Annotated in this window: 22 protein-coding genes; 11 read left to right on the top strand and 11 right to left on the bottom strand. The window is 73.6% G+C overall.

Translation table 11 applies throughout. The features are described 5' to 3' along the window. Positions 1-125 precede the first annotated feature (125 nt). The 3 genes from AB0M92_RS21935 to AB0M92_RS21925 all read left to right on the top strand — a co-directional run bounded on the left by AB0M92_RS21935 (position 126) and on the right by AB0M92_RS21925 (position 3,436). Positions 126-2,039: an ABC transporter ATP-binding protein gene (locus tag AB0M92_RS21935; RefSeq protein WP_366103929.1), complete on the top strand. Its 1,914-nt coding sequence runs from the start codon at positions 126-128 to the stop codon at positions 2,037-2,039. A 64-nt stretch (positions 2,040-2,103) separates the two neighbouring features. After that, a complete protein-coding gene (locus tag AB0M92_RS21930; protein WP_366103928.1) occupies positions 2,104-2,490 on the top strand; it encodes a VOC family protein in 387 nt (128 codons plus the stop codon). Positions 2,491-2,560: 70 nt separating this feature from the next. Further along, positions 2,561-3,436 (top strand): NAD(P)-dependent oxidoreductase, encoded by an 876-nt coding sequence (locus AB0M92_RS21925; protein WP_366103927.1) that lies wholly within the window; start codon positions 2,561-2,563, stop codon positions 3,434-3,436. 62 nt (positions 3,437-3,498) lie between these two features. Here AB0M92_RS21925 and AB0M92_RS21920 read toward each other — a convergent pair whose 3' ends face one another. Then, a complete protein-coding gene (locus tag AB0M92_RS21920) occupies positions 3,499-4,215 on the bottom strand; it encodes an FCD domain-containing protein (protein WP_366103926.1) in 717 nt (238 codons plus the stop codon). A 105-nt stretch (positions 4,216-4,320) separates the two neighbouring features. Between AB0M92_RS21920 and AB0M92_RS21915 the strand changes: the two genes are divergently transcribed. Both AB0M92_RS21915 and AB0M92_RS21910 read left to right on the top strand, forming a co-directional pair. After that, complete coding sequence (locus AB0M92_RS21915; protein ID WP_366103925.1) at positions 4,321-4,896, top strand: gluconokinase; 576 nt, start codon at positions 4,321-4,323, stop codon at positions 4,894-4,896. Positions 4,897-4,908: 12 nt separating this feature from the next. Further along, on the top strand, positions 4,909-6,306 hold the full coding sequence (locus AB0M92_RS21910; protein ID WP_366103924.1) for a gluconate:H+ symporter: 1,398 nt from the start codon (positions 4,909-4,911) through the stop codon (positions 6,304-6,306). A 10-nt stretch (positions 6,307-6,316) separates the two neighbouring features. On the opposite strand, the gene AB0M92_RS21905 is transcribed toward AB0M92_RS21910, so the two are convergent. The 4 genes from AB0M92_RS21905 to AB0M92_RS21890 form a co-directional block, all read right to left on the bottom strand. Beyond that, positions 6,317-6,556, bottom strand: a complete 240-nt coding sequence (locus AB0M92_RS21905) for a hypothetical protein (RefSeq protein ID WP_366103923.1) — start codon at positions 6,554-6,556, stop codon at positions 6,317-6,319. Then, on the bottom strand, positions 6,553-7,341 hold the full coding sequence (locus AB0M92_RS21900; protein ID WP_366103922.1) for a hypothetical protein: 789 nt from the start codon (positions 7,339-7,341) through the stop codon (positions 6,553-6,555). The genes AB0M92_RS21905 and AB0M92_RS21900 overlap by 4 nt, the downstream gene beginning before the upstream one ends. Positions 7,342-7,405: 64 nt before the next feature. Next, a complete protein-coding gene (locus tag AB0M92_RS21895; RefSeq protein ID WP_366103921.1) occupies positions 7,406-8,623 on the bottom strand; it encodes a cytochrome P450 in 1,218 nt (405 codons plus the stop codon). 195 nt (positions 8,624-8,818) lie between these two features. Beyond that, positions 8,819-9,562 (bottom strand): hypothetical protein, encoded by a 744-nt coding sequence (locus AB0M92_RS21890; protein WP_366103920.1) that lies wholly within the window; start codon positions 9,560-9,562, stop codon positions 8,819-8,821. Positions 9,563-9,722: 160 nt separating this feature from the next. Here AB0M92_RS21890 and AB0M92_RS21885 point away from each other — a divergent pair, with 160 nt between their 5' ends. Continuing rightward, positions 9,723-10,454: an ATP-grasp domain-containing protein gene (locus tag AB0M92_RS21885; RefSeq protein ID WP_366103919.1), complete on the top strand. Its 732-nt coding sequence runs from the start codon at positions 9,723-9,725 to the stop codon at positions 10,452-10,454. 179 nt (positions 10,455-10,633) lie between these two features. Here AB0M92_RS21885 and AB0M92_RS21880 read toward each other — a convergent pair whose 3' ends face one another. Continuing rightward, positions 10,634-14,200 carry a S8 family serine peptidase gene (locus tag AB0M92_RS21880; RefSeq protein ID WP_366103918.1) on the bottom strand — a complete coding sequence of 1,189 codons (3,567 nt, stop codon included), beginning with the start codon at positions 14,198-14,200 and terminating at the stop codon, positions 10,634-10,636. A 164-nt stretch (positions 14,201-14,364) separates the two neighbouring features. Between AB0M92_RS21880 and AB0M92_RS21875 the strand changes: the two genes are divergently transcribed. The 3 genes from AB0M92_RS21875 to AB0M92_RS21865 all read left to right on the top strand — a co-directional run bounded on the left by AB0M92_RS21875 (position 14,365) and on the right by AB0M92_RS21865 (position 18,257). Further along, positions 14,365-15,870 (top strand): MFS transporter, encoded by a 1,506-nt coding sequence (locus AB0M92_RS21875; RefSeq protein WP_366103917.1) that lies wholly within the window; start codon positions 14,365-14,367, stop codon positions 15,868-15,870. A gap of 13 nt (positions 15,871-15,883) precedes the next feature. After that, a complete protein-coding gene (locus AB0M92_RS21870) occupies positions 15,884-16,510 on the top strand; it encodes a DUF6629 family protein (protein ID WP_366103916.1) in 627 nt (208 codons plus the stop codon). A gap of 91 nt (positions 16,511-16,601) precedes the next feature. Continuing rightward, positions 16,602-18,257, top strand: a complete 1,656-nt coding sequence (locus AB0M92_RS21865; protein ID WP_366103914.1) for a GMC oxidoreductase — start codon at positions 16,602-16,604, stop codon at positions 18,255-18,257. A gap of 78 nt (positions 18,258-18,335) precedes the next feature. Here the strand turns inward: AB0M92_RS21865 and AB0M92_RS21860 are convergent, their stop codons facing one another. The 5 genes from AB0M92_RS21860 to AB0M92_RS21840 form a co-directional block, all read right to left on the bottom strand. Further along, positions 18,336-18,815, bottom strand: coding sequence for a carboxymuconolactone decarboxylase family protein (locus tag AB0M92_RS21860; protein WP_366103913.1), 480 nt, complete (start codon positions 18,813-18,815; stop codon positions 18,336-18,338). After that, positions 18,812-19,894: a dihydrodipicolinate reductase gene (locus AB0M92_RS21855; protein WP_366103912.1), complete on the bottom strand. Its 1,083-nt coding sequence runs from the start codon at positions 19,892-19,894 to the stop codon at positions 18,812-18,814. The genes AB0M92_RS21860 and AB0M92_RS21855 overlap by 4 nt, the downstream gene beginning before the upstream one ends. A gap of 57 nt (positions 19,895-19,951) precedes the next feature. Further along, positions 19,952-20,074: a DUF6126 family protein gene (locus tag AB0M92_RS21850; protein WP_037635127.1), complete on the bottom strand. Its 123-nt coding sequence runs from the start codon at positions 20,072-20,074 to the stop codon at positions 19,952-19,954. A 25-nt stretch (positions 20,075-20,099) separates the two neighbouring features. Then, positions 20,100-20,756, bottom strand: a complete 657-nt coding sequence (locus AB0M92_RS21845) for an XRE family transcriptional regulator (RefSeq protein ID WP_366103911.1) — start codon at positions 20,754-20,756, stop codon at positions 20,100-20,102. 113 nt (positions 20,757-20,869) lie between these two features. After that, the gene (locus AB0M92_RS21840) at positions 20,870-22,396 is read right to left on the bottom strand and encodes an ATP-dependent DNA ligase (RefSeq protein WP_366103910.1); all 1,527 of its coding nucleotides are present in this window, start codon (positions 22,394-22,396) and stop codon (positions 20,870-20,872) included. Positions 22,397-22,548: 152 nt separating this feature from the next. Between AB0M92_RS21840 and AB0M92_RS21835 the strand changes: the two genes are divergently transcribed. Together AB0M92_RS21835 and AB0M92_RS21830 are read left to right on the top strand one after the other, a co-directional pair. Continuing rightward, entirely contained in the window at positions 22,549-25,296 is a 2,748-nt protein-coding gene (locus AB0M92_RS21835; protein ID WP_366103908.1) for an alpha/beta fold hydrolase, read from the top strand. Continuing rightward, on the top strand, positions 25,293-26,156 hold the full coding sequence (locus AB0M92_RS21830; protein WP_366103907.1) for an ABC transporter permease: 864 nt from the start codon (positions 25,293-25,295) through the stop codon (positions 26,154-26,156). The genes AB0M92_RS21835 and AB0M92_RS21830 overlap by 4 nt, the downstream gene beginning before the upstream one ends. The last annotated feature ends 216 nt before the right edge of the window (positions 26,157-26,372 follow it).

Raw genomic sequence — 26,372 nt, 5'->3', positions numbered from 1 at the left:
CCGATGATGGCACCCTCCACCGACACTCCGCAGGATGCTGAACACCCCTCGTACGAGCGGTGGTTCGGTACCGATCCGGCCGATCCGTTGACCTCAAGCTTGGTTGAGGTCTTAGCGTTCCCCGTATGGACATGGAAGTCACCGCCTGGACATCGCTGCACAGCGCGATGAACGCCCAGCAGGACCGGCGCCCGCTCTCCCGGGAGAGCCTGCGCCGGGTCGCCGCATTCGCCCGCCCGCACCGCCGCGGGCTCACCCTCTTCCTGCTGCTCAGCGTCGTGACCGCGCTGCTCGCGGTGGCCACCCCGGTCCTCGCCAGCCGGGTGGTCACCGCCATCGTGGACGGCGAGGACGGCGGTACGGTCACCCGGCTGGCCCTGCTCATCGCGGTCATCGCCGTGGCGGAGGCGGGGCTCGGGCTGCTCACCCGCAAGCTGTCGGCCACCCTCGGCGAGGGGCTGATCCTCGACCTGCGGACGGCCGTCTTCGACCACGTGCAGCGGATGCCGGTCGCCTTCTTCACCCGTACCCGCACCGGCGCACTGGTCAGCCGGCTCAACAACGACGTCATCGGCGCCCAGCGCGCGTTCAGCAACACGCTGTCCGGGGTGGTCGCCAACACCGTGACCCTGGTGCTGACGCTGGCCGTGATGCTGGGCATCTCCTGGCAGATCACCCTGCTGGCCCTGGTCCTGCTGCCGGTGTTCGTGCTGCCCGCCCGCCGGATGGGGGCACGGATGGCCGCCATGCAGCGGGAGGCGTCGACCCTGAACGCGGCGATGGGCACGCAGATGACGGAGCGCTTCTCCGCGCCCGGCGCCACCCTCGTCAAACTGTTCGGGCGGCCCGCGGACGAGTCCGCGGAGTTCGCGGCGCGGGCGGCGCGCGTACGGGACATCGGGATCCGCACGGCGATGGCCCAGTCGGCCTTCATCACGGCGCTCACCCTGGTCTCGGCACTCGCGCTCGCCCTCGTCTACGGTCTCGGCGGCCACTTCGCCCTGCGCGGCACCCTGGACGCCGGGAACGTCGTCGCCCTCGCCCTGCTGCTGACCCGGCTGTACGCGCCGCTGACCTCGCTCGCCGGCGCCCGCGTCGAAGTGATGAGCGCCCTGGTGAGCTTCGAGCGGGTCTTCGAGATCCTCGACCTGAAGCCGCTGATCGCCCAGAAGCCGGACGCCGGCCGGGTGCCGGAGGGGCCGGTCGCCGTGGAGTTCGACCGGGTCTCCTTCGGCTACCCCTCTCCCGACAAGGTCTCGCTCGCCTCGCTGGAGGAGGTCGCGGTCCTCGACGCCCGGGGCGGTACGCAGGTCCTGCACGAGGTCTCCTTCCGCGCCGAGCCCGGGCAGATGGTGGCCCTCGTCGGCTCGTCCGGCGCCGGGAAGTCGACCATCGCCCAGCTGCTGCCGCGGCTGTACGACGCCGACGCGGGCGCCGTCCGGCTCGGCGGGGTCGATGTGCGGGACCTCACCGCCGACTCCATCCGGGAGACGCTCGGCATGGTCACCCAGGACGGACACCTCTTCCACGAGTCGGTGCGCTCCAATCTGCTGCTGGCCCGGCCGGAGGCGGGCGAGGAGGAGATCTGGGAGGCCCTGCGGCGCTCCCGGCTGGACGGGCTCGTCGCCTCGCTGCCGGACGGCCTGGACACGGTGGTCGGCGAACGCGGTTACCGCCTCTCCGGCGGCGAACGGCAGCGGCTGACCATCGCACGGCTGCTGCTCGCCCGGCAGCGGGTGGTCATCCTCGACGAGGCGACGGCGCACCTGGACTCCACTTCGGAGGCGGCGGTGCAGGAGGCGCTGGGCGAGGCCCTGGCGGGCCGGACGGCCGTGGTGATCGCGCACCGGCTGTCGACCGTACAGGCGGCCGACCTGATCCTGGTGGTCGAGGAGGGCCGGATCGTGGAGCGCGGTACGCACCCCGAGCTGCTGGCGGCGGGGGGCCGCTACGAGGAGCTGTACCGGACCCAGTTCGCGGCGGCGGACACGGCACCGCAAGCCGCTCCGGGCGGCGCCGTACCGGCCGCGGGAGCATGATGCCGGGAGGCCCGCGAGCCGCGGGCCGCCGCCGAGCACCGACCGTGGAGCACGTGGAGCACCGATGGACATCAAGCTGGAGCTGGTCGCCGTCCCCGTCACCGACGTCGACCGGGCCAAGGCCTTCTACGAGCGGGTCGGTTTCCGCGCCGACCACGACGTCACCGTGAGCGAGGACATCCGCTTCGTGCAGCTGACCCCGCCGGGGTCGGCCTGCTCGATCGCCCTGGGCAAGGGGCTCACCCGGATGGCCCCGGGCTCGCTGGACAACATGCAGGTCGTCGTCACCGACATCGAGGCGGCGTACGAGGACCTGCGCGGCCGCGGCATCGAGGTGACGGAGATCCAGGACATGCCGTGGGGCTCGTTCGTCTACTTCTCCGACCCGGACGGCAACGGCTGGGCGGTCCAGCAGACGACGCCGCGCACGGCGGCGCACGGCGCGGAATGACCCCGTGAGGGGGGTGCGGCGTCGAGACTGGAGGGGACGGACCGGACGCATACGAAAGGGAAGTGACGCCGTGAACACTGTCGCGCTGCTGGGCACCGGGATCATGGGCTCGGGGATGGGCCGGAACCTGCTGCGGGCCGGGCTGGGGCTGCGGGTGTGGAACCGGACCCGCGACAAGGCGGAACCGCTCGCCGCGGAAGGCGCGGTGGTGGTGGACACCCCGGCCGAGGCGGTCGCCGGGGCGGATGTGGTGCTGACCATGCTGACGGACGGCGCGGCCGTGGCGCAGGCGATGGCGGCCGCCTCGCCGGGGCTGCGCGCGGGGCAGGTCTGGGCGCAGATGAGCACGGTCGGCGTGAGCGCCCTCGACGAACTGGCCGGCTTCGCGCGGGAGCACGGCCTGGTGTTCGTGGACGCCCCGGTGCAGGGCACCCGGCAGCCCGCCGAGGCCGGGACGCTGGTCGTACTGGCCTCCGGGCCGGCGGATCCGCGGCTGGACCCGGTGTTCGGCGCGGTGGGCGCCAAGACGCTGTGGGCCGGGGCGGAGGCGGGCGCCGCGACCCGGCTGAAGCTGACCACGGTCGGGTACGCGATCACGCTCACGGCGGCCGTGGGCGAGGCCCTCGCGCTCGCGGAGGGGCTCGGGGTGGACCCGGGCCTGTTCGCGCAGGCGCTGACCGGCGGCCCGATGGACAACCCGTACCTCCAGGCGAAGATGAAGGCCGTCCTGGAACGGGACTTCGCGCCCAGCTTCACGGTGAACGGAGCGGAGAAGGACACCGCTCTGATCGCGGAGGCTGCGGACCGGGCGGGTGTCGCGGTCGACCTGGCCCGGGCCACCGGAGCGCGCATGCAGCGCGCGGCGGCGGGGGGCCACGCCGACGAGGACATGGCCGCCGCGTACTACGCGGGCTTCGAGACCGCGCCGGTGGGGACCGCGGTCTGAACGACCCTCAGGTGAACGGCCCTCGGGTGGAGGCACGCCGGTGAACGTGCTTCGAGGGCCGGTCACGCAGTGGTGGGCGCCGGGGCGAGGACGTCGAGTTCCTCCAAGGCGCCCACCGCGATCTGCCGGGTCAGGGATTCGGCGCGGGCCGCGTCGCCCTCCCGTACGGCCTCGGCGACCTGGACGTGGAGGGTGACGGCGGCCGGGTCGGGGTCGGGGAACATCACCGCGTGCTGCGTACGGCCGGTAAGGACCTCGGCGACGACGTCGCCGAGCCGGGCGAACATCTCGTTGCCGGAGGCGTTCAGCACGATCCGGTGGAATTCGACGTCGTGGCGCAGGTACGCGTCGAGCTGGTGGCCGCGCGAGGTGCTGACCATGCCGAGGGCCGCTGCGGTGAGCGCGGCGCACTGGTCGGGGGTGGCCCGGAGGGCGGCGAGGCCGGCCGCGACCGGCTCGATCGCGGAGCGCAGCACGGTCAGGGAGCGCAGCTGGCGGGGGCGGTCGGCGCCGGCGAGGCGCCAGCGGATGACGCGCGGGTCGTAGACGTTCCACTCCGCTGCGGGGCGCACGGTGACGCCGACCCGGCGGCGGGATTCGACCAGCTGCATGGACTCCAGGACGCGGACGACCTCGCGGACCACGGTGCGCGAGGCGTCGAAGCGCTCCGCGATCTCGTCGGTGCGCAGGACGCTGCCCGGCGGGTGCTCGCCGGCGGTGATCGCGAGGCCGAGGGTGTCCAGCACGTGGGAGTGGAGTCCCTGGCCTTCGGTGGTCATGGCGCAAGCGTACGGTGACCTCCCGGCGGACAAAAGATGTGACGTTTTTCCATCGCCTCTTGAATAAGTACTACTTAATGGGTTTCAGTGGGGGCGCACGAACCGATGTCGACGAAGACAGCGAGGTACGACGTGAGCGGCACCCAGCGCGTGCTGGTGGTGATGGGCGTGGCCGGCACGGGCAAGACGACCGTGGGCAGGCTGCTCGCGGACGCGCTCGGCCTCCCCTACGTGGAGGGCGACGCGTTCCATCCGGCGGCCAATGTCGCCAAGATGTCCGCCGGCATCCCGCTGGACGACGCGGACCGGTGGCCCTGGCTGGACGCCATCGGCGACTGGCTCGGCGCCCGACCGGCCGGACAGGGCGCGGTGCTGGCCTCGTCGGCGCTCAAGCGCGCGTACCGCGACCGGCTGCGCAGAGCCGCGCCCGACGCCGTGTTCGTACACCTGGCAGGCGATCGCGCCCTGATCGAGCGGCGCGTGGCGGAGCGCACGGGCCACTTCATGCCGGCCACGCTGCTGGACTCGCAGTTCGCCACGCTGGAGCCGCTCCAGGAGGACGAACCCGGCGTCGTCGTCGACGTGTCCGGATCACCCGAGGAGATCACCGAACGGGCCCTGGCCGCGCTGTCCGCGCTGCCCGGTGCGGGCCCGCACGCGGCTCCCTCCCGAGAAAGCTAAGGAACCCCCACCGTGACAGGTCTCAGCGTCGAGATACTGGCAGCGGCCGCGCCCGCACCGATCACCTCGGCCGGGAACACCCAGCTGGGCGTGGCCGTCCTCGCGGCCATCGCCGTCATCGTCCTGCTCATCACCCGGCTCAAGCTGCACGCCTTCCTCGCGCTGACGGTCGGCTCGCTCGCCCTCGGGGTCTTCGCGGGCGCCCCGCTGGACAAGACCATCGCGAGTTTCACGGCCGGGCTCGGCGCCACGGTCGCGGGGGTCGGCGTACTGATCGCGCTCGGTGCGATCCTCGGCCGGCTGCTCGCCGACTCGGGCGGCGCGGACGAGATCGTCGACACCATCCTCGCCAAGGCCAGGGGCCGGGCCATGCCCTGGGCCATGGTGCTGATCGCCTCCGTGATCGGGCTGCCGCTCTTCTTCGAGGTCGGCATCGTGCTGCTGATCCCGGTGGTGCTGCTCGTGGCCAAGCGCGGCAACTACTCGCTGATGCGGATCGGCATCCCGGCGCTGGCCGGCCTGTCCGTCATGCACGGGCTGATCCCGCCGCACCCCGGACCGCTCGTCGCCATCGACGCACTGCACGCGAACCTCGGCGTGACGCTCGCGCTCGGCGTGGTGGTGGCGATCCCGACCGTGATCATCGCCGGGCCGCTGTTCTCCCGGTACGCGGCCCGCTGGGTGGACATCCCGGCGCCCGAGCACATGATCCCGCAGCGGCCCTCGGCGGACCTGGAGCACCGCCCGCGCTTCGGGGCAACCGTGTTCACGGTGCTGCTGCCGGTGGGTCTGATGCTGGTCAAGGCGCTTGTCGACATCGTTGTCGACGATCCGGAGAACGGGCTTCAGCGGGTCACCGACGTCGCGGGATCCCCGCTGATCGCGCTGCTCGCGGCGGTGTTCGTGGGCATGTTCACCCTCGGGCGGGCGGCCGGGTTCACGAAGGCGCGGCTTTCGACGACGGTGGAGAAGTCGCTGGCGCCGATCGCGGGCATCCTGCTCATCGTGGGCGCGGGCGGGGGCTTCAAGCAGACCCTGATCGACGCCGGCGTCGGCCGGATGATCCTGGAGCTGTCGGAGAGCTGGTCGGTCCCCGCACTGCTGCTGGCCTGGCTGATCGCCGTGGCCATCCGGCTCGCGACGGGCTCGGCCACGGTCGCCACGATCTCGGCGGCGGGGCTGGTGGCTCCGCTGGCCGCGGGCATGTCGACCACGGAGACGTCCCTGCTGGTGCTGGCGATCGGATCGGGCTCGCTGTTCTTCAGCCACGTCAACGACGCCGGGTTCTGGCTGGTCAAGGAGTACTTCGGGATGACGGTGGGCCAGACCGTCAAGACCTGGTCGGTGATGGAGACCATCATCTCGGTGGCCGGGCTGGGCTTCGTCCTGCTGCTGTCGCTCGTCCTGTAGCCGCCCTCCGCTACGGGGTGTCCTCCAGTTGGGCGGCCGCCACTGCGAGGCCGTTCGCGGCGGTGGCACAGCGCTCGGCCAGGGCGGCGACCTCGGCGCGGAACGCGTCGGCCTGCGGGCCCTGCCAGTCCAGCGCTTCGGCTGCCGCGTGCAGTCGGAGCGCGTGGGAGCGCAGGGTGGCGGAGTGGTCGCGCAGGCCGTCGGCGGGGTCCGGCGGGCCGGGCCGGTGCCGCCGGGCGGCGGGGCTCACCGGCTGCGCCAGGGCTGGACGAGGAGGAGGCCACCGGTGCCGATGAGCCCGATGGTGTGGGCGCAGCCCTTGTGCGGGGTGCTCGGGGCCGGGCGACGGCCCCGATCCCCGTGCTGGTACCGATGCCGGTCCCGGTCCCGGTCGAAGAACGCCCGGACGGCGGCGCCGAGTCCGAGCAGGGGCTCCGCGGGCACGGCCCGGCCGGTGGCCACCTGCCAGCCCGCGTGGTCGTTGAAGGGGTTCGTGTCGGTCAGCGCGTTCCAGGCGAACAGGTCGGCGAAGGACGGGGACAGCAGCGCGAACGCCCGCTCGGCGCCCCGCTCCCGCACGAGCCGGCGGAACACCCGTACGGCCGCCGCCTGCCGGTCCTCCTCCACGGCCCGCAGGATCGCCGCGCAGTCGGGGTCGTCCAGCAGATCGGGCCGCTCCGCGCTCACCGCCCGGATCCGGGCCTTGAGACCGCAGACGGCGAGGCTGACGGCGAGGCTCTCGCGGCCGGTGAGGATCCCGGCGAACCAGCCGGCCCGCGCCACGCCCCGGCCGCGCGGGGCCCATCCCAGGCCCGCCGGATCGGTGAGGGTGCGCAGCAGGGTGCGCCAGCCGCGACGGGAGCGGGTACGGCGGGGGCCCAGGGCGGCGGCCGGGAGCCGCGCGCCGAGGGCCAGTTCGGAGGCGTGCCGGGCGGCTTCGCCGACGGCGTCGGCGGCCTCGGCGAGCTCGCGGCACAGGGCGTCGAGCAGCTCGGCGTCCGGGTCGGTGGGCGCGGAGGTCGCTGCGTCGGACATGGGATCCTCGCGGGAGGTCGGTGGGGAGGGGGGCGTCGGCGGGTTCGGACGGCGACGAATGGCGTCAGCGGCGGGTGAGGGTGAGCCGGATGCCGCGCGGATCCAGTGCCACGGGCAGTGGTCCGGGCGGGTCGAGTACCGGCCGGGTGGCCGTGATCCGGCGGTGGCGCAGGACCTCGGCGCACAGGGCGGTGGTGATCAGCAGGCCGAGCCGGTCGCCCGGGCAGCGGCCCGGACCGTGGCCGAAGGGGGCCATCCGGATGTCCTCCTCCGCACCGGGGGTCTTCCAGCGGCCCGGTACGAAGACGTGCGCGGCGGGCACGTGCTCCGGGTCGCGCTGGTGGAAGTGGGCGGGCAGCAGGACGGTGGTCCCGGCGGGGTGGCGTACGCCCCGCCACTCGGTCTCGGTACGGGTGACGCGGACCAGGTCGGGCACCGCCGGGTAGAGGCGCAGGCACTCCCGTACGCAGGCCCGCAGCCGGGGCAGCTCCTCGGGGGCGCCGGATCCGGCGGCCTCGGCGGCAGCCGCGTCCTGCTCGGCCGGGTGGGTGCCGAGGAGGAGCAGGGTGCGGAGCACCGTGGCCGGGATGCCGTCCATGGCCCGCAGGGCCCGTTCCTCCCGGTCGGCGTACGCGGGGGCGCCGCCGGGCAGGGGGTGCCCGTCGGGGGCGCCGCGGCGGCGGAACCGGCCGAACAGGCCGGTGGTGTGCTCGTCCCCGGCGGCCGCGCCGTCGCCGAGCACGATCCGGCGGGCGGTGCGGGCGACGGCGTGCCGGGCGCGGACGAGGTCCAGGGTGGCGGCGCCGGTGAGGTGCCGGGCTTCCTCGGCGACGACGGCGCGGACGGCGGCGCGGGAGCGGACTGCGCCCGGGTCCGGGCCGGGGCCGGGGCCGGGCAAGGGGGCGGGCAAGGGGGCGGGGCCGGGATCGGCTTCGTAGAACTGCCGGAGTTCCTGGCGGTCGAGCAGGACGAGGACGGCTCCGGAGAGTCCGCGTACGAGGACCGGAGCCCCGCCGTGGCGGGCGCGCAGGGCGCGCAGGGTGTCGGCGGAGAAGGCCGGTCGGGCGCCGCCGGATGCGCGGCCGCGCACGAAGAGCGGAAGGGCGCGGCCGGCGGCGAACCGTACGGACCCGGCGCGGCCGGCCCGCGCCTGCTGTCCGCGTGAGACGGCCGCCTGCGTCGTACCGGGACCGGTCATGGCCGCACCACCTCCCTGGGATCGGTCCGCCGGGGCGGGGTCCTCCGGCAGGACGCCCGGGGCGGCCTCGTGAAGCGTGCGCATCCGGGTACCTCCGTGCGCGGCCGGAAACCAACGGTCGGTGACATCGCCCTCACCGTACGTCCCCCCCGTCCCACCCGCGCCCCGAGCACTACCCGGGCGACTCCAGCCCCACGAGCAGCGCGGCCACGTCGAGCCCGGCGCAAAGCAGCCGGGCGGCGGTCAGCGGCCCGTCGGGCACCTCCCCGACCAGGTGGTTCACACGGGCGCCGGGGCCGTGCCCGCAAAGGCGGCTTCGCGGAAGGTGGTGCGGAGGGGGCCCGGGGGGTGGGTGGGGAGGAGGAGGGCCCAGCGCGGGAGGCGGGGGGCGAGCCAGACCGCCGGGGTTTCGCCGTACGACCAGGTGCCGTGCGGGGCCGGGTGCCAGAGGAGGCCGCGGGCCGGGGTCAGCTCCCCGGTGCGGATGCGGAGGGACTCGGTGACCCAGGCGCGGGGGAGGGGGTGCTCCGCCGGGGAGAGGAGGTGGCTCAGGAAGCGGACGAGGTCGGCCGGCGGCGCGTGCAGGGTGCCGTCGGCGAAGCCGGTGCCGGTCATGCCGAGGGGGTGCCAGACGCGGGTGGCCGCCAGCTCGGCGAGCGGGACGCCGGTGAGGTGCTCGGCGAGGCGGGTGAGGGCGGTGTGGGCCGCGGGGCCGGTGGAGTGGCTCAGCAGGTGATGGGCCGTGGTTCCGGCATCGGCCTCGACCCCGTACGCCGTCAGCGGGGTGTGCAGGCGCAGCGCCTCCTCGGCCACCAGGCTCCCGATGACCGGCCACAGCGCGAGTACGGGCATGAGCCCGCCGACGTCGAGGGCCCGGGACTCGTCCCCCGACCCGGCATGCGGCCCGTCCGGCCCGCCGACCGCCCACACCGCCTCCGGATCCGCGGCCTGGAGCACGGCCCGGATCCGGATTTCCACGCCGGCTGCATCGGCCGCGTCCGCGCGGTCGCTCTGGAGCGTCATGGGCTCCACGCTAGCCACCGCCCGGCGGGGCCCGCCGGTCCGGCGCCCCGAGGTCGCCCGGATTCGCCCCGGGCCACCCGAATGCCCGCCGCTCTCACCGACGCCCCCCGGCCCCGGAAAATCGCATGTCCGCCGCCCGGACGTCTGACAGGGTCTGCCCGTGACCCTGATCCTGCCGCCCCGTATCACCGACTCCGCCGCCCGCCTGCGCGAGGCCGCCCACGCGCGCGGGCTGGACACCGTACGGCTGGGGACCTTCGCCGTGCCCGACGGGCTGCGGGCCCGGCATCTGCACGCCGGTCCGGCGTTCGCCGACGCCGTGGCCCCGCGGCTCGGGATCGGGCTGCTGGAAGCTCCGGCGGACTGGCTGGCGCGGCTGCCCCGGGAGTTCACCGGCCGGGAGGTCCGCCTCCTGCCGATCCGCGAGGCGTACGCATTGCGCCGGCCCGTCTTCGTGAAGTCCCCCAACGACAAGTCGATCCCGGCCCTCGTCTACGCCGACGGCTCGCGCCTGCCGGGCCCGGACGCCGTGGACCCGGAGACGGAGGTGCTGGTCAGCGATGTCACGCGGTTCGCGGCCGAGTACCGGATGTACCTCCTCGACGGCTCCGTGCACACCGCGAGCCGCTACGCCGAGGACGGCCGGCTGAGCCTCGGCCCGGTGGCCGCCGAAGCCGTCGCCTTCGCCGGGCGGCTGCCCTTCGTCACCCTCCCGTCCGCGATCGTCGTCGACGTCGGCCTCGCGGACGGCCGCTGGTCGGTGATCGAGGCCAACGCCGCGTGGGCCAGCGGTACGTACGCGTGCGATCCGCCGCGCGCCCTCGACGTGGTCCTGCGCGCCGCCGCCCCGCGTGAGTCCTTTGCGGAGCGCGACGAAGCGTTCCTGCGCTAGGGGTGTCCGCAGAGTCCCGCCTGCCCCGCGGCGCCCGGCACGCGCTCTCGCCGCACCGGACACCGCGGGCCCGCCCTGCGGGCGGACGCCGCCACTTTGCGGACACCCCCCCAGAGCCCCGTACGCAGGAGGGGCGGGCCGCCCTGCGGCGGCCCGCCCCCGCTACCCGCCGGTGCCCGTCAGCCCTTGTCGGGGCGGTCCGTCACCCGCAGGGAGTTCAGCAGCGGCTTGCCGTACCCCCCGTGCGCGACGAAGCGGACGTTGAGCACGCCGTCGGTGACCGTGACCGTGTACGTACGGGTCAGGGCCGTGTACGTGCCCGCCTCCAGCGCGATGTCCAGCGAGGGCAGCACCTGCGCGCCCTCGGCCATCACGTCGAAGACCCGCTTGTTCGGCTTCGTCGACGACAGCTCCGCGAAGCCGAGCTCCACGGTGTACGTGCCGTTCGGGACGTTGTCGAAGCGGTACTCGTACATGCCCTCACGGGCGCCTCGGAACAGCTTCTGGTCGGCCGTACCGGCGATCGTGCGCCCGGTGGAGTGCGTCTGGGAGCTGCCCTGGTAGCCGTACGAGCCGGTGGTGTACTTGCGGTCCGGGGACCAGCCGTCCCCGAGCGTGTCCGTGCTCGCGGAGTCCGAGCCCGCGTCCAGGGCCACCTGGTAGCGCGGGACCACCACCTTGACCGGGACGGTGAGGACCGGGCTGCGGCCGCTCAGGGAGCTGATCCGCAGGTTCGCCGTGAGGACCGACCCGGCGGCCAGTCCCGTGGTGTCGACGGCCAGGTTCACGGTCGCCCTGCCCCCGACCACCAGCTTCCCGGTGCCGGGGGTGGCCGTCAGCCAGGCCGCGTCCTCGGCCACGGTGAACTGCGTTTCGAGGGTCCCCGAGTTGGTGAGCTCCAGGCTGCGGGTGCGCTTCTGGCCCGCCGGGAGGACGAGCTCCACGGCGGGCTGGGACGCGGTGACCCGCGCCGTCCACAGGGACTCGTTCACGGCGGTGACCCCGCCCTGCTCCACGGTGAAGGCGTTGGTCACCCCCCGGTAGGAGTCGGCCAGGATCGTGTAGGAGTTGTTGCCGGAGCGGGCCTGCACGAGGTAGCCGCCGTCCGCCCCGGTGGTCGCCGTGACGGCCTCGGCGCCGAAGCCGACGGTCACCGTGGCGCCCGCGACGCCCTTGCCGTCGTTCGCGTCGAGCACCTTGCCCGCGACCACGCCGCTCTTGGTGGTCTTGAAGGCGATGGCGAGCCCGTCGGTGATGCCGGCCTGGTTGAAGGAGTACGTGAAGGCGTCGGTGCCCGTCGCGTTCTCCACGCCGACCGTGGCCGTGGAGCCGCCCTTGATGCCGGTGCCCCCCGTCCCCTTGTACGTGTAGACGACGGTGCCGTCCTCGCCGATCGCCGCCGAGAACGAGAACTTGTCGGTCTGCGCAGACCAGTGGGACACCTCGCGCCACTCGATCACGTACGTCCGGTGCGGGGCGGTGCCGGTGACGCCCGTGAAGACGCCCGAGCCGCTGCCGGCCGCGCCGACGACCAGGTCGTCCCAGAACGGGTACAGCGCCGCGTTGGGCGTGGCCGTGCTCGGGAGGTCCCCGTTGATGTCACCCGTGTTGTTGCCGCCGAAGCTGACGGTGCCGTTCGTCCCGATCCAGGCCTGGCCGTACGTCTTTCCGTACAGCGGGAGCGGGAACGGCAGATCGACGCGCTCGGTGGTGTTGTCGCCGGTCAGCGCGAGCTGCCGGTCCCCGGTCGCGTACGGGCGGCCGCCCGGGGTGGCGCAGGCGTAGCCGTACGCGTCGGTGCGCTCGGGCAGCGTGAGCGCGACCACCGTGTCGCCGGCGACGGTGGTCTGGGCGCCGGCCCCGGTGACGCAGCGGGAGGAGTGCGTGGCCCGCACCTCGTAGGTGCCGTGCGGCAGGGTGACCTCGAAGCGGCCCTGCTCGTCGGCGGTCGCGGTCACCGGGGTGTCCGTGACGGTGACGGTGGCGCCGGCGGCGGGGCCGGCGGCCGAGGTCACGGTGCCGGTGAGCTTGCCGGAGGGGGCCTGGGTGAGGGTGAAGTCGCCCGTGGCGGTGGCGTTCTCGGTCACCGTGGCCGTCGCGGTCTGCTGACCGTAGCCGAACTTGGAGACGGTCAGGGTGTACTCGCCCACCGACAGGGAGCGGAAGGTGTAGGTGCCGTCGGCCGCGGTGGTCGTCGTACGGCCGATCGGACCGGCGGCGGTGACCTTGGCGCCCGCGACCGGCGCGCCGGCGGAGCGGACGGTGCCGGAGACGGTGCCGATGGCCCCGCGCGGGGCGCCCGAGACGGCGGCGAACGCGTCGAGCTTGCCCTCGCCGAACACGTTGTTGTCGGCGGCGCTGCCGCCGCACTGGCCGTTGTCGGTGTCCTGGGCGGTGCCGTTCAGCAGCTGCTCGGTCTGCGCGACGTCGCCTTCGAGGGCGGGGGCGGCGGACCAGAGCAGGGCCACGGTGGCAGCCGTGTGCGGTGAGGCCATGGAGGTGCCGGAGAACGCCTCGTACGCACCGCCGGGGACGGAGGAGCGGACGTTCACGCCCGGGGCCGCGATGTCCGGCTTGACGATGCCGCCGGGGCCGGCGCCGCGCGAGGAGAACGACGCGATGGCGCCGTTGATGTCGAAGGCGCCGGAGCTGTAGGAGTTCGCGTAGTCGCCGGGCGAGCCGCTGGTGGCGCAGCCGGGGCCGGAGTTCCCGTTGGAGAAGGCGGGGAAGATGCCGGCGGCGCGCCAGGTGTCGACGATCTGCTGGTACCAGTCGTCGTGCGTCGCGCTGCCCCAGGAGTTGTTGACGACGTGCGGGGCGAGGTCGGGGCGCGGGTTCTGGCCGCTCAGGTCGGTCGGTGCGACGATCCACTGGCCGGCGGCGAGGAGGGAGGCCTCGGAGCAGGAGTTCGTCTCGCAGCCCTTGGCGGCGATCCATTTGGCGCCGGGGGCCACGCCGATCTTGTTGGCTCCGCCGTCGTCGCCGACCATGGTGCCCATGGTGTGGGTGCCGTGGTCGTTGTTGTCGCAGGGGGCCGCGGTGGGGCAGACGCCGGCCGGGTCGAACCAGTTGTGGTTGTGGTCGTACGTCCCGTCCGCGTTCTTGCCGCGGTACTGGCCGTTGACGGCAGGGTGCGTGTAGTCGACGCCGCTGTCGATGTTGGCGACGACGATGCCCTCGCCGCGCACGCCGAGCTGGTCCCAGACCTGCGGGGCCTTGATGCTGTCGATGTTCCATTCGACCGCGTCGGCGCCGGCCTTCTCCCGCTTGCCCTCGGCGGGCTTGGGGAGGGTGACCTTGTCGTCGGCGTCGATCCTGGCGACCTCGGGGCGCTGCGCGAGGGTGCCGGCGAGTTTCTGGCTGCCGACGACGCGGACGGCGTTCACGATCCAGTACGAGGTGTACTCGGCCTTGGCTCCGTCGAGGGCTTTGATCACCTCGGCCTGGCTGCGCGCCGCGTGTTCCCGCTTGGTGCGCAGAACCGTTTCAGCTTTGGCGGCGCGGGTCTTCTGCCGCCCCGCCGCCGTCAGGTCGGCGGCGCTGTCCAGGTAGACCCAGAAGACGGCTTTGCCGGAGTCGTCGAGCTGGGTGCGGAGTTTCGGCTCGATCTTGCGCTCGGCCGCTCCGGGGGTGGGGCCGGGTTCCGGCGCCGCCGCCGCCACGCCCGCCCCTGCGGGCAGGAGCAGGGCCGCGGTGAGAGCGGCGAGCGCCGCGCGTAATGATCGTCGCCTGTTGCGTTGGGCCACGTGTGGTCCTCCTCGGACGCCGTGTGCAGGTTGTGCGGGAAGGGCGTGCGCGACGTGCGCGGTCATGGTGAAGGAGTGGTCATGAACATCACAAGAGGGCGTAATGAGCCTCGTGCCGCGCGCCTGGGGTGGCCATTGCGGCCGTGGCGGGCCAGCCTGAAGACATGAGCGATCCAGTGCCGGGTACGGAAGAGCGCGCTCCGGCCGGGTCCGGCGTGAAGCTGTCGTCCGCCCAGGGCCGGTGGATCGTGCTGGCCACCGTGCTCGGTTCGACCATGGCCCTGCTCGACTCGACCGTCGTCAACGTCGCCCTCCCCCGCATCGGGGAGGATCTGGGCGCCGACCTGGCCGTCCTCCAGTGGACGGTCAACGCCTACCTGGTCACCCTGGCCGGGCTCATCCTGGTCGGCGGGGCACTCGGCGACCGGTTCGGGCGGCGCCGGATCTTCGTCCTCGGCGTGGTGTGGTTCGCGGCCGGCTCGCTGCTGTGCGGGATCGCGCCGAACGCCGGGGTCCTGATCGCCGCCCGGGCCCTCCAGGGCATCGGCGGGGCGCTGCTGACCCCCGGTTCCCTCGCCCTGATCCAGGGCTCGATCGCCGCCGAGGACCGGGCCCGGGCCGTCGGCCTGTGGTCGGGCTTCGGCGGGGTGGGCGCGGCCGTGGGGCCCTTCCTGGGGGGCTGGCTGGTGGACGGGCCCGGCTGGCGCTGGGTGTTCCTGCTGAACGTGCCGGTGGCCGCGGTGTGCGTGCCGATCGCCCTGCGGCACGTACCGGAGTCGCGCGATCCACAGGCCCACGGGCGGTTCGACGTGCTCGGCGCCGTCCTGGGGGCCGCGGCCCTCGCGCTGCTGACGTACGCGCTGATCGAGGCCCGTTCCGGCTCCCCCCTCGTGATCGCCTCGGCCGTCGGGGGCGTCCTGCTGTCCGCCGCGTTCGTGTACGTGGAGGGGCACCGCGCCGACCCGATGCTGCCGCCCGACGTCTTCTCCTCCCGGCAGTTCACCGCCGTCAACATCGTCACCCTGTTCGTGTACGCGGCCTTCGGCGGGTTCTTCTTCCTCGTCGTGCTCCAGCTCCAGGTGGTCTCCGGCTTCTCGGCGATGGCCGCCGGGGCTTCGCTGCTGCCCGCCACCGCGCTGATGCTGCTGCTGTCGGCCCGCTCGGGGGCGCTCGGGCAGAAGATCGGCCCGCGCATCCCGCTCACGGTGGGGCCGCTGTTGTGCGCGGCCGGAATGCTGCTGATGCTGCGGGTGGGGCCGCAGGCCTCGTACGTACGGGACGTGCTGCCGGCGATGGTCGTGATGGGCATGGGCATGGTGGCCCTGGTGGCTCCGCTGACCGCGACCGTACTGTCCTCGGTGGACCCCGGCCGGGCCGGCCTGGCCAGCGGCATCAACAACGCGGCCGCGCGGGCCGCCGGGCTGCTGGCGGTGGCGGCGCTGCCGCTGCTGGCCGGCATGGGACCGGAGGCGTACCGCTCGGCGAGCGAGTTCGACGCCGCGTTCGGGCGGGCCATGCTGTGGTGCGCGGGGCTGCTGGTGGCGGGGGCCGCCGTGTCCTTCGCGACCGTGCGCAAACCCGCTCCCGGGGCGGAGTGCCACCCGGAGTGCCACACCTTCTGCGCGACGACCGCGCCGCCGCTCGAACCCCCGCGGACGGCGAAACCCTGACCGGCGGCGCGCCATGTGCTGGAACGCCACGGCCGATCTGACGGCGGGTGCGGTCATCACCGCCGTCGGCGTCGTGTGCGTGGCGCGCGTACGGCGGGCCCGCGATCTGCCGGTCGCCGCGCTGCCGTTGCTGCTGGGCGCCCATCAGCTGGTCGAAGCCGCCGTGTGGCGCGCGGGCGGCGGCTGCGGCCCGGCCACCACGGCCTGGGCGGTGATCGCCCTGCCGGTGCTGCCCGTCTGGGTGCCGCTCGGAGTCCTGCTCGCGGCCGCTCCGGTGGACCGGCGGCGCCTACTGGCGCCGCCGGCCGCGGGGCTCGCCACCGCCGCCGTGCTCGCGTACTGCCTCGCGACGCGGCCCGCCGTCGCCGAGATCCGGGGCCACACCGTGGGATACGGCGTGAAGGTTCCGTGGATGCCGCTCGTCCTCGCGGGCTACCTGTTCGCCACGCTGGGCGCCCTGTTGCTTTCCGGCGACCGACGGCTGCGGCTCCTCGGCGCGGTCCTCGGCGTCGGGGCATTGGCCTGCTCAGCGCTGTGGCGGCTGGAATTCGCCTCCACCTGGTGCGCCTTCGCGGCGGTCGCTTCGCTGCTGGTCCTGGGGTGGGTCCGGCGCCCGCCGCCGGCCACCTCTGTGACATGACAGGCCGAAAGTTACCTAGACGTATGTAGTGACTTCCCATGCGGCCGGCAGTAGAACTCGTTCCCATTCCGCCGAGAGTGAGGAACGTCACATGAGTGACAAAGCCCTGCACAAATCCGGCTCCAATGGAATCTCACGTCGTGGATTCATAGCGAGAACAAGTTCCATTCTGGGCACCGCCGCCCTCGCCGGTCAGATCACCCCCGCCCAGGCGCGAACGGCCGTATCGGCGGCAGCGGCCGCCGGCCCCATCGAGGGCGGCGCCCACGTACCGGCCCTGGTGATCGGCACCGGCTACGGGGGCTCCGTCGCCGCCCTGCGGCTCGCCCAGGCCGGCGTCGACGTCCACATGATCGAGATGGGCATGGCCTGGGACACCCCGGGCTCCGACGGAAAGATCTTCTGCAACACGACCACGCCCGACCAGCGATCGTTTTGGCTGCGGACCAGGACCAAGCAGCCCCTGAGCAACTTCCTCGGTTTCCCGATCGACAAGGACATCCCCCGCTACACCGGGATCCTGGACGCCGAGGAGATGGGCGGCATCATCGTCTACCAGGGCCGCGGAGTCGGCGGCGGCTCCCTGGTCAACGGCGGCATGGCGGTCACCCCGCGGCGCGCCAACTTCGGTGCCATCCTCCCGTCGGTGGACGCGGAGGAGATGTACGGCACCTACTACCCCCGGGCCAACGCCGGGCTGGGCGTCGGCCTGATCGACCCGGCCTGGTTCGACACCGTCGACTGCTACCAGTTCGCCCGCGTCGGCCGCAAGCACGCCCAGCGCTCGGGCTTCCCGTTCGTCTTCGTACCGGACGTCTACGACTGGGACTACATGAAGCAGGAGGCGGCGGGCACCGTCCCCAAGTCCGCGGTGGCCGGGGAGATCCTCTACGGCAACAACTACGGCAAGAAGTCGCTGCAGAAGACCTACCTCGCGCAGGCCAGGGCCACGGGCAAGGTCACCATCTCCGCGCTGCACAAGGTCACTTCCGTCTCCCCCGCACCGGGCGGCGGCTACACCGTCGTCATCGAGCAGATCAACACCACCGGCGCCACGACCGCCACCAAGACCGTCGTCGCCGACAAGGTGTTCTTCGCGGCCGGCAGCGTCGGGACCAGCAAGCTGCTCGTCAGGCTCAAGGCCACCGGCGCGCTGCCCGCCCTCAACGGCGAGATCGGCAAGGGCTGGGGGGACAACGGCAACGTCATGTGCGGGCGGGCCAACCACCTGTGGGACCCGACCGGCAAGGTCCAGGCGTCGATCCCCTGCGGCGGCATCGACAACTGGGACGCGGGCGGGGCGTTCGCCGAGGTGGCGCCGCTGCCGACGGGGATCGAGACGTACGCCTCGTTCTACCTGTCGATCACCAAGAACCCCAACCGCGCCCAGTTCACGTACAACGCGGCCTCGGGCAACGTCGAGCTCAACTGGCAGACGGCGTGGAAGCAGCCGTCCATCGACATGGCCAAGACCATCTTCGACAAGATCAACTCGAAGGAGGGGACGATCTACCGGACGGACCTGTTCGGCCTCAACAAGATCTGGGGCGACCACCTCACCTACCACCCCCTCGGCGGCGCGGTCCTGAACAAGGCCACCGACAACTACGGCCGCCTGCACGGCTACACCGGCCTGTACGTGATCGACGGCGCGCTGATCCCCGGCAACACCAGCGTCAACCCGTTCGTCACGATCACGGCGCTCGCCGAGCGCAACATCGAGAAGATCATCGCCACCGACCTGTAGGCGCGGGCGATCCGTACGCAGACCCGGGGCCGTCGGACACACCGGCCGGCCCCGGACCCATGGCCCGCGCGACGGGCCTCAGTGCCCCGGCAGTACGCAGACGCTGTCGAGGCCGAGCACGTGGTTGAGCCGGCCGAAGGCCAGCCAGGACCCGATGCTCATCGTCAGCTCCACGATCTCCAGCTGGCTGTAGTGCGCGGTCATCCGCTCCCAGAACTCCTCGTCGAGGTTGTGGTGGTCGAGCGTGTAGCGCTCCGCGTACTCCGCGGACAGCCGGGTCCGTTCGTCGAACCGGTCCGTGGTGCGCCAGTCGGTGACGGCGTCGGAGAACTCCTCCTCGACCTTCTCCCCGTCCCGCTCGGTCCGCCAGTCGAGGCAGAACACGCAGCCGTTGATCTGCGCGACGCGCAGCCGCGCCGCCTCGAACTCGCGCAGCCCCAGGGTGGTGTGGGCGTACACCGACAGGGAGAAGTTCGCGGCGGCCATCCCGATCCCGGGGACCATGTCGCCCCACACGTACTCGATCGGGTGCTGGCCTTCGGGTATGTCGATCCTCATGGCTGTTTCCTTCCGAGCTTGCCGATGGCGGGGCGCAGGGGGACGTCGAGGGCGTCGTAGAGGCCCGGCTCGGCCTCCACCAGCCAGTCGATGGCGCCGACCAGGCGGCCGACGGCGGTGGCGTTGCCGCCCGCCGAGCGGTTGTCGCCCTCGTCGGTGGCCTCGACGGTGACCTCGATGTGCGGGCGGCCCTCGATGATCACGCGGTGGGCGCCGTCGCCGCCGCCGGGCGGGGACGGCCAGTCGGGGGCGCAGGAGGCGTGGATGCGGGTGACGTGTTCGATGACGAGGCGGGGTTCGCCCCCGACGATGCCCTGCACCTCGAAACGGATGGCGCCCTGGGTGCCGGCCGTGAACTCGCCCATGGTGCGCGTGGTCACGGTGGTGTCGAGGGCGCGGCGGTCCACGGTCTCGCGGATCTCGTCGAGTTCGACGCCGAGGGCCCGGGCCATCATGCGGATCTGCCCGCCCCACACCATGGTGGGGACGGACGGCATGAGCATCATCGGCTCGAAGTCCATGGGCTGGCCCATGCCGACGAGGTGGCGGACCGAGTCCGGCTGGTCGTAGGTGGAGTAGTCGAATATCTCCTGGCAGCGGATGGCGTCGATGGTGCTGCCGACTCCGCTGAGCAGGAGCGGGAGTACGTCGTTGCCCCAGCCGGGGTCGACGCCGGAGGCGAACAGCGAGCCGCCGCCCTCCGCGACGGCGGCGGCGACCGGGTCGCGGAACTCGGGCGGTGCGCTCCGGTGGTCGTAGAGCGGATAGAGGGCGGGGCTGACGACGACCGCGCCGCAGCGGATGGCCCGGGTGATGTCGGCGAGTGCGTCGTCGGGGCGGGTGTCGCCGGAGGCCGCGTAGACGACGGCCTGCGGCCGGGCGGCGAGGACCGCTTCGATGTCGTCGGTGGCCAGGACCCCGGTGTCGTGGTCGAGTTCGCCGAGCCGGCCTGCGTCGCGGCCGATTTTGTCGGGATGGTGGACGATGACGGCGGACAGTTTCAGCGCCGGATGGGCCTCTACGGCACGGATGGCCAAACGGCCGACGTTGCCGGTACCCCAGACAACCGTGGAAATCATGCGCGGAGGGTAGCGACAGGACCTGCACGTTTCCAGAGTCGCGGGCCCCGGCCTTCGCTACTGGTTCTGGCCGCCCAGGACGAAGAGGAGGTAGACGAAGAACGCGAAGAGGTGGCCGACGAACAAGTAGGCGATCAGCCGAATCACCAGACCGCGCGGGAACTTGGACTGGATGTTCATGGTGGGGCTCCTGGGCTGGAGGTTGTCAGCGGTGCGCGGGTGCGCCGGATGTGCCGCCGCCGAGGCACAGCCCGGCGAGGCTGCTCTGCAGCAGGGTGTGAACGAAGAGCAGGTCGGCGCCGCTCTGCGTGGCCGCGCCGATCCGGTGCGGGGTGAGCGAGTCGAAGTGCGCGCTGTCCCCCGGTTCCAGCAGGTACTCGGCCTCGCCCAGGTGCAGCCGCAGCCGGCCCCCCAGGACGTGGAGCCACTCCTCGCCGGGATGGACGCGGACCAGCTCGCCCTGGCTGCGGCCGTGGGGAACGTGCACGCGCAGCGCCTGCATCCCGCGGCCGGAGCCGCCGGCCTGCCAGTACGTCCACCCGTCGGCCTCGCGGGCGCCCGGACCGCCCGCCCGTACGATGGGATCGGCGACCGCGGGGGTCTCGCCGAGCAGTTCCGAGACCGTCGTACCGTAGGTGCGGGCGAGACCGAGCAGCAGCGGCAGCGAGGGCTGGCGCCGGCCGGTCTCCAGGCGGGACAGGTGCGCGGGCGAGAGCCGGGCCCGCGCGGCGGCGGCCTCCAGGGTGAGGCCGGCGCGACGGCGCAGGTCACGCAGTTGCGGGGCCACGGAGGGCAGCTCGTCACCTTCGGCTTCGGCGCCGGTGTCGGTGCCTTCGGGGCCGGGAGCAGGACCGGTTGTCATGCCCCGATTGAGCCAGAAACCTGCCTCCCTGGCAATTTCCCTTGCCTCTGAGGCAAAACCCGGGCCCGGTGGCCCGCCATCGGACCTGTCACCCGGACCTGTCATCGGGTCCGTCACCCTCCCCCGAGCACCGTCTCCAGAGTGTCCGCCTCGTCCGCCCGTTTGTCGGGGCGGTGCCTGAGCACCCGCGCGAAGCGCAGCGCGACCCCGGCCGGGTAGCGCGGGGACCGCTGGAGGCCGTCGTAGGCGATCTCCACGACGAGTTCGGGCCGCACCCGCACGGTGAACCCGTCGTCCTCCACGGCCAGCTCCCGCAGCCGCTCGGTCTGCCAGCGCAGCATCTCGTCGGTGAGCCCCTTGAAGGTCTTGCCGAGCATGGCGTACGTGCCGTCGGCGGCCCGTGCCCCGAGGTGCAGGTTCGACAGCAGTCCGGTGCGCCGGCCGTGGCCCCGTTCGACGGCGAGCACCACCAGGTCGAGGGTGTGGACCGGCTTCACCTTGAGCCAGTGTCTGCCGCGCCGCCCGGCCGCGTAGGTGGAGTCGAGGCCTTTGGCCATGACCCCTTCGTGGCCGCGGCGCAGGGTCTGCGCCCAGAACTCCTCGGCGGCGGCCGCCTGCTCCCGCGGGTCCTCCACGACGAGCCGGCGGACCCTGGACCCCTCGGGAACGAGGGCGGCGAGCGCCGCGTACCGCTCGCGCACCGGGAGGTCGAGGAGCACCTCGTCCCCGGACGCCAGCACGTCGAAGAAGTAGGGGACGACGGGCAGCGTCCGCCGGGCGGCCTCGACGTCGATCCGCGATCCGACCCGGCTCGCCACCTCCTGGAAGGGCACGGGCCGGCCGTCCGGCGCCTGCCCGATCACCTCCCCGTCGAGGATGAACCGCTCCCCCGGCAGCGCCCGCGCCAGCTCGGCCACCTCCGGCAGCCGGCCGGTGATGTCGTCCAGGGAGCGCGTGTAGACCCGTACGTCGTCCCCGTCGCGGTGCACCTGCACCCGGATCCCGTCGAGCTTCTCCTCCACCGCGCAGGGCCCGAGCGCGGCCAGGGCCTCGGCCACCGACTTGGCGGTGTTGGCCAGCATCGGCTGTACGGGCTGTCCGACGCGCAGGGTGACCTCGCGCAGGGCCGCCGCGCCGTCGGCCAGTACGGCGGCCGCCACCCGGGCCAGCGACCCGTCGAGCATGGCGGCGCGGCGCAGCTCGGCGGCGGGCACCCCGGCGGCCGCGGCGACCCCTTCCAGGGCCACCGCGTCGAGGGCGCCCTGGCGGACCTCGCCGGAGAGCAGGCTGCGCAGGAACCGCTGCTCGGGGGCGGTGGCCGCGCCGAGCAGGGCGTCGAGGATCCGGCGCCGCCCGGCCTGGGCGCCCGCTCCGGCGACGGCGGCGTACTCGGTCACCGCCGCGTCGACGTCGGTCACGGTCAGGGTGGGCCCGGCGGCGGGTTCGACCTCCCGGGCGAGCGCGCGCCAGCCGATGCCCGGCCGGCCCTGCGGCAGGCGCCCGGAGAGGTAGGAGATGACCAGGCCGGCCTCTCCGGGCGGCGCGGCCGAGAACAGCTCCGCCAGCAGGGCGGACTTGCGGGAGCGGGCGGAGGTCTCGGCGACCTCCCGGGACACGCGCGCGACCTCGGCGAGCAACATGCCGACATCCTCCCGCCGCCCGGCGTACGCCGCAGGTCGGGTACGGGTACCGCAGCTGCGGTACGCCGGGCCGGCCGGGTACTCCCGCAGGAGGTGGGAGGTTCCGCCCGGGGGCGCTCAGGGCGCGACGGCCCGGCGTCTAGGGTTTCGGTATGAAGCTCCGACTGCCGAAGCTCCGGCTGCCACGGCGCCGCCGCACCCGCCTGCTCGCGGGGGCCGCCGCGCTCGCCGTCGTCGCCGGGGCCGGTACCTGGACCGCCGCCGCGTCCGGCGACGCGCCCGCCGTGCACCGCCAGGACCGCATGGTGGAGATGCCCGGCGCGGCCATCGACACCTCGTACTTCACGGCCGGGGGCGGCCGAAAGCGCCCCGCGGTGCTCCTGGGGCACGGTTTCGGCGGCAGCAAGGACGACGTCCGCGCGCAGGCCGAGCGCCTCGCCCGGGACGGGTACGCCGTCCTGACCTGGTCGGCGCGCGGTTTCGGCCGCTCCGGCGGCCAGATCGGGCTGAACGATCCCGAACACGAGGTCAAGGACGTGTCCCGGCTCGTCGACTGGCTCGCGCGGCAGCCCGAGGTGCGGCTCGACGGGGACGGCGATCCGCGCGTCGGCGTCGCCGGAGCCTCGTACGGCGGGGCGATCTCGCTGCTCGCGGCCGGATACGACAAGCGGGTCGACGCGATCGCCCCGCAGATCACGTACTGGAACCTCGCCGACTCCCTCTTCCCCCAGGGGGTCTTCAAGAAGCTGTGGGCGGGGTTGTTCTTCACCACCGGTTCGGCCGAAGGGATGCGGCCCGGGAACGTTCCGGGCACGGCGACCCTGCCCGCTTCGGGCCCCGCCGCCGCTGCGGCCGACGCCACCGCCGGCGCCTGCGGGCGGTTCCAGCCCGAGCTGTGCGCCATGTACGAGCGGGTCGCGGTGGCCGGGAAGCCCGATGCCGAGGCGCGGGCGCTGCTGGAGACGCGCAGTCCGTCGGCCGTCGGGGACCGGATCAAGGTGCCGACGCTGATCGTGCAGGGCCAGGAGGACTCCCTGTTCCCGCTGGACCAGGCCGACGCCATGGCGAGGGCGATCGCGGCGAACGGCGCGCCCGTCTCCGTGGACTGGGCGGCCGGCGGCCACGACGGCGGCATGCGCGAATCGGGCCGCGTCGAGGGCCGGGTGGCCGCCTGGTTCGACCGCTACCTCAAGGACGAGGAGGGCGCGGACACCGGTCCGGCCTTCCGCGTCTCGCGCTCCGGCGGCATCGATTCCACCGACGGTGCGGTGCAGCTGCGCGGCGCGAGCGGCGAACGCTATCCGGGGCTGACCGCCGGTCCCCGGGAGTTCGCCCTGGGCGGCCGGGAGCAGAGCTTCGCCAATCCGGCGGGCGGCGCCCCGCCCGCGTTGTCCTCCCTGCCCGGGATCGGCGGACAGCTCGCCGCCGTCGGGGCCGGGCTGTCGCTGGACTTCCCCGGGCAGTACGCCCGGTTCGATTCGCAGCCGCTGGCCGAGGAGGTGCGGATCACCGGGACCCCGACCATCACCCTGAACGTGAGGTCGACGGCTGCGGACGGTTCGGCCGTCCTGTTCGGCAAGGTGTACGACGTCGGGCCCGACGGGCGGCAGCAGGTGCTGCCCAGTCAGCTGGTCGCTCCGGTGCGGGTGGAGAACGCGCAGCAGGGGGCGACGGTGGAGCTGCGGCTTCCCGCCGTCGACCACGCCGTGGAGGCGGGACACCGGCTGCGGCTGGTCGTCGCCGCCACCGACCTCGGCTACGCCTCCCCGGCCGCGCCGGCCACGTACACGGTCTCGGTGCGGGGCGACCTGGCCGTGCCGGTGGCCGACGGGGTGCGGACGGCCCCGGCGGGGCTGCCGGCGTGGACCTGGGGGCTGCCGCTGGGCGCCGCGCTGCTGGCCGCGGCGCTGCTGGGGATCCGGAGGACCGGTCGGGCGGGTGCGGGGGTGCGGGCCGGCGTACCGCAGCCCGACCCCGCGCTGGCCGGCGTACCACTGGAAATCACGGGGCTGACGAAGCGCTACGCCAGGGCACAGGACCGGTACGCCGTGCGGGACCTGTCGTTCCGGGTGGAGACGGGGCAGGTCCTTGGCCTGCTCGGGCCCAACGGCGCCGGGAAGACCACCACCCTGCGGATGCTGATGGGGCTGATTTCGCCGGACGCGGGCGAGATCCGGGTGTTCGGGCACGCCGTACGGGCGGGAGCGCCGGTGCTGTCGCGGGTCGGGGCGTTCGTCGAGGGGGCCGGCTTCCTGCCGCACCTGTCGGGGCGGGCCAACCTGGAGCTGTACTGGCAGGCCACCGGTCGCCCGCACGAGGACGCGCACATGGCCGAGGCCCTGGAGACCGCCGGGCTCGGTGATGCGCTGGAGCGCGCGGTGCGCACGTACTCGCAGGGCATGCGGCAGCGCCTCGCGATCGCGCAGGCCATGCTCGGCATGCCGGATCTGCTGATCCTCGACGAGCCGACGAACGGTCTGGACCCGCCGCAGATCCGGGAGATGCGGGACGTGATGATCCGGTACGCGGCGGGCGGGCGGACGGTCATCGTCTCCAGCCATCTGCTGTCGGAGGTGGAGCAGACCTGCACGCATCTGGTGGTCATGGACCGCGGACGGCTGGTACGGGCGGGCGAGGTCGAGGAGATTACCGGCGGCGGAGACACGCTGCTGGTGGCGCTGGCCGGGCCGGTGGACGAAGGGACCGTGGCGAAGGTGGCCGCGCTGGAGGGAGTGGGTGCGGTGACGGCCGCCGACGACGGACTGCTCGTACGGCTGGAGGGCGCGACGGCCGGCGTCCTGATCGCCGAGCTGGTGCGGCTGGAGGTGCCGGTGAGCGGCGTGGGTCCGCACCGCCGGCTGGAGGACGCGTTCCTCACCCTGATCGGAGGTGCGGCATGAGCGCCGTGACGGAGGTGGCCCCGGGCTACCGGGCGAACCGTACGCTGCCGCTGCGCGTGGAGGCGCTGCGGCAGTGGCGCCGGCGGCGGACGCTGGTGATGGCCGGGGTGCTGGCCGCGCTGCCCTTCATCATGATCATCGCGTTCGCGGTGGGCGGCGGGCAGGACGGCGGGGGCGGCAGGGACGGGCGGATCACGCTGATCGACACGGCGACGGCCTCGGGGGCGAACTTCGCGGCCACGTGCCTGTTCGTGTCCGCCGGGTTCCTGCTGGTGGTCCCGGTGGCGCTGTTCTGCGGGGACACGGTGGCCTCGGAGGCGAGCTGGTCCTCGCTGCGCTACCTGCTGGCCTCGCCCGTGCCCAGGGCCCGGCTGCTGTGGAGCAAGCTGGTGGTGGCGCTGGGCTTCAGCCTCGCGGCGATGGTGCTGCTGCCGGTGGTGGCGCTGGCGGCGGGCACGGCCGCGTACGGCTGGGGTCCCCTGAAGCTGCCCACGGGCGGCTCGCTGACGGCGGCGGAGAGCGTGCCCCGGCTCGCGCTGGTGGTGGCGTTCGTCTTCGTGTCACAGCTGGTCACGGCCGGGCTGGCGTTCTGGCTGTCGACGCGGACGGACGCGCCGCTGGGCGCGGTGGGCGGGGCGGTCGGCCTCACGATCGTGGGCAACGTGCTGGACGCGGTGACGGCGCTCGGCACGTGGCGGGAGTTCCTGCCCGCGCACTGGCAGTTCGCGTGGGCGGACGCGCTCCAGCCTCACCTGGAGTGGGGCGGGATGATCAAGGGGGCGGCGGTGTCGGTGGCGTACGCGCTGGTGCTGTTCGCGCTCGCGTTCCGCGGGTTCGCGCGCAAGGACATCGTGTCCTGAGCACGGGCAGTGGCCGTGGGCCTGGCGGCGGGCCCGGGCCGTGGGCCTGGGCGGCGGGCATCGGCCGTGGGCGGTACGCCGTCTGTGGGCGGTGCGCCGTCTGTGGCAATCGGGGCGGCGGGTGCGTGCGCCTGCCGCCCCGTGACCCCCGTGCGCTGAACAATCGCGCTCGTCAGGACGTACGGACGCGTCTGCGCGGCACCGAGGGGTACGACC

Origin of the sequence: Streptomyces sp. NPDC051582 (assembly GCF_040681715.1) — a bacterium.
In the GTDB taxonomy this organism is placed as follows: domain Bacteria; phylum Actinomycetota; class Actinomycetes; order Streptomycetales; family Streptomycetaceae; genus Streptomyces.
Note: the sequence above shows the minus strand (reverse complement) of the source record. Positions and strands in the feature narration are given on the sequence as shown.

Coding starts and splice junctions, on each gene's coding strand:
- AB0M92_RS21855 (WP_366103912.1), bottom strand. CDS start 19,894: ATGATTTCCACGGTTGTCTGGGGTACCGGCAACGTCGGCCGTTTGGCC.
- AB0M92_RS21900 (WP_366103922.1), bottom strand. CDS start 7,341: ATGTCCGACGCAGCGACCTCCGCGCCCACCGACCCGGACGCCGAGCTG.
- AB0M92_RS21865 (WP_366103914.1), top strand. CDS start 16,602: ATGAGTGACAAAGCCCTGCACAAATCCGGCTCCAATGGAATCTCACGT.
- AB0M92_RS21935 (WP_366103929.1), top strand. CDS start 126: ATGGACATGGAAGTCACCGCCTGGACATCGCTGCACAGCGCGATGAAC.
- AB0M92_RS21930 (WP_366103928.1), top strand. CDS start 2,104: ATGGACATCAAGCTGGAGCTGGTCGCCGTCCCCGTCACCGACGTCGAC.
- AB0M92_RS21830 (WP_366103907.1), top strand. CDS start 25,293: ATGAGCGCCGTGACGGAGGTGGCCCCGGGCTACCGGGCGAACCGTACG.
- AB0M92_RS21915 (WP_366103925.1), top strand. CDS start 4,321: ATGTCGACGAAGACAGCGAGGTACGACGTGAGCGGCACCCAGCGCGTG.
- AB0M92_RS21845 (WP_366103911.1), bottom strand. CDS start 20,756: ATGACAACCGGTCCTGCTCCCGGCCCCGAAGGCACCGACACCGGCGCC.
- AB0M92_RS21920 (WP_366103926.1), bottom strand. CDS start 4,215: ATGACCACCGAAGGCCAGGGACTCCACTCCCACGTGCTGGACACCCTC.
- AB0M92_RS21875 (WP_366103917.1), top strand. CDS start 14,365: ATGAGCGATCCAGTGCCGGGTACGGAAGAGCGCGCTCCGGCCGGGTCC.
- AB0M92_RS21860 (WP_366103913.1), bottom strand. CDS start 18,815: ATGAGGATCGACATACCCGAAGGCCAGCACCCGATCGAGTACGTGTGG.
- AB0M92_RS21895 (WP_366103921.1), bottom strand. CDS start 8,623: ATGCGCACGCTTCACGAGGCCGCCCCGGGCGTCCTGCCGGAGGACCCC.
- AB0M92_RS21840 (WP_366103910.1), bottom strand. CDS start 22,396: ATGTTGCTCGCCGAGGTCGCGCGCGTGTCCCGGGAGGTCGCCGAGACC.
- AB0M92_RS21850 (WP_037635127.1), bottom strand. CDS start 20,074: ATGAACATCCAGTCCAAGTTCCCGCGCGGTCTGGTGATTCGGCTGATC.
- AB0M92_RS21890 (WP_366103920.1), bottom strand. CDS start 9,562: ATGACGCTCCAGAGCGACCGCGCGGACGCGGCCGATGCAGCCGGCGTG.
- AB0M92_RS21835 (WP_366103908.1), top strand. CDS start 22,549: ATGAAGCTCCGACTGCCGAAGCTCCGGCTGCCACGGCGCCGCCGCACC.
- AB0M92_RS21870 (WP_366103916.1), top strand. CDS start 15,884: ATGTGCTGGAACGCCACGGCCGATCTGACGGCGGGTGCGGTCATCACC.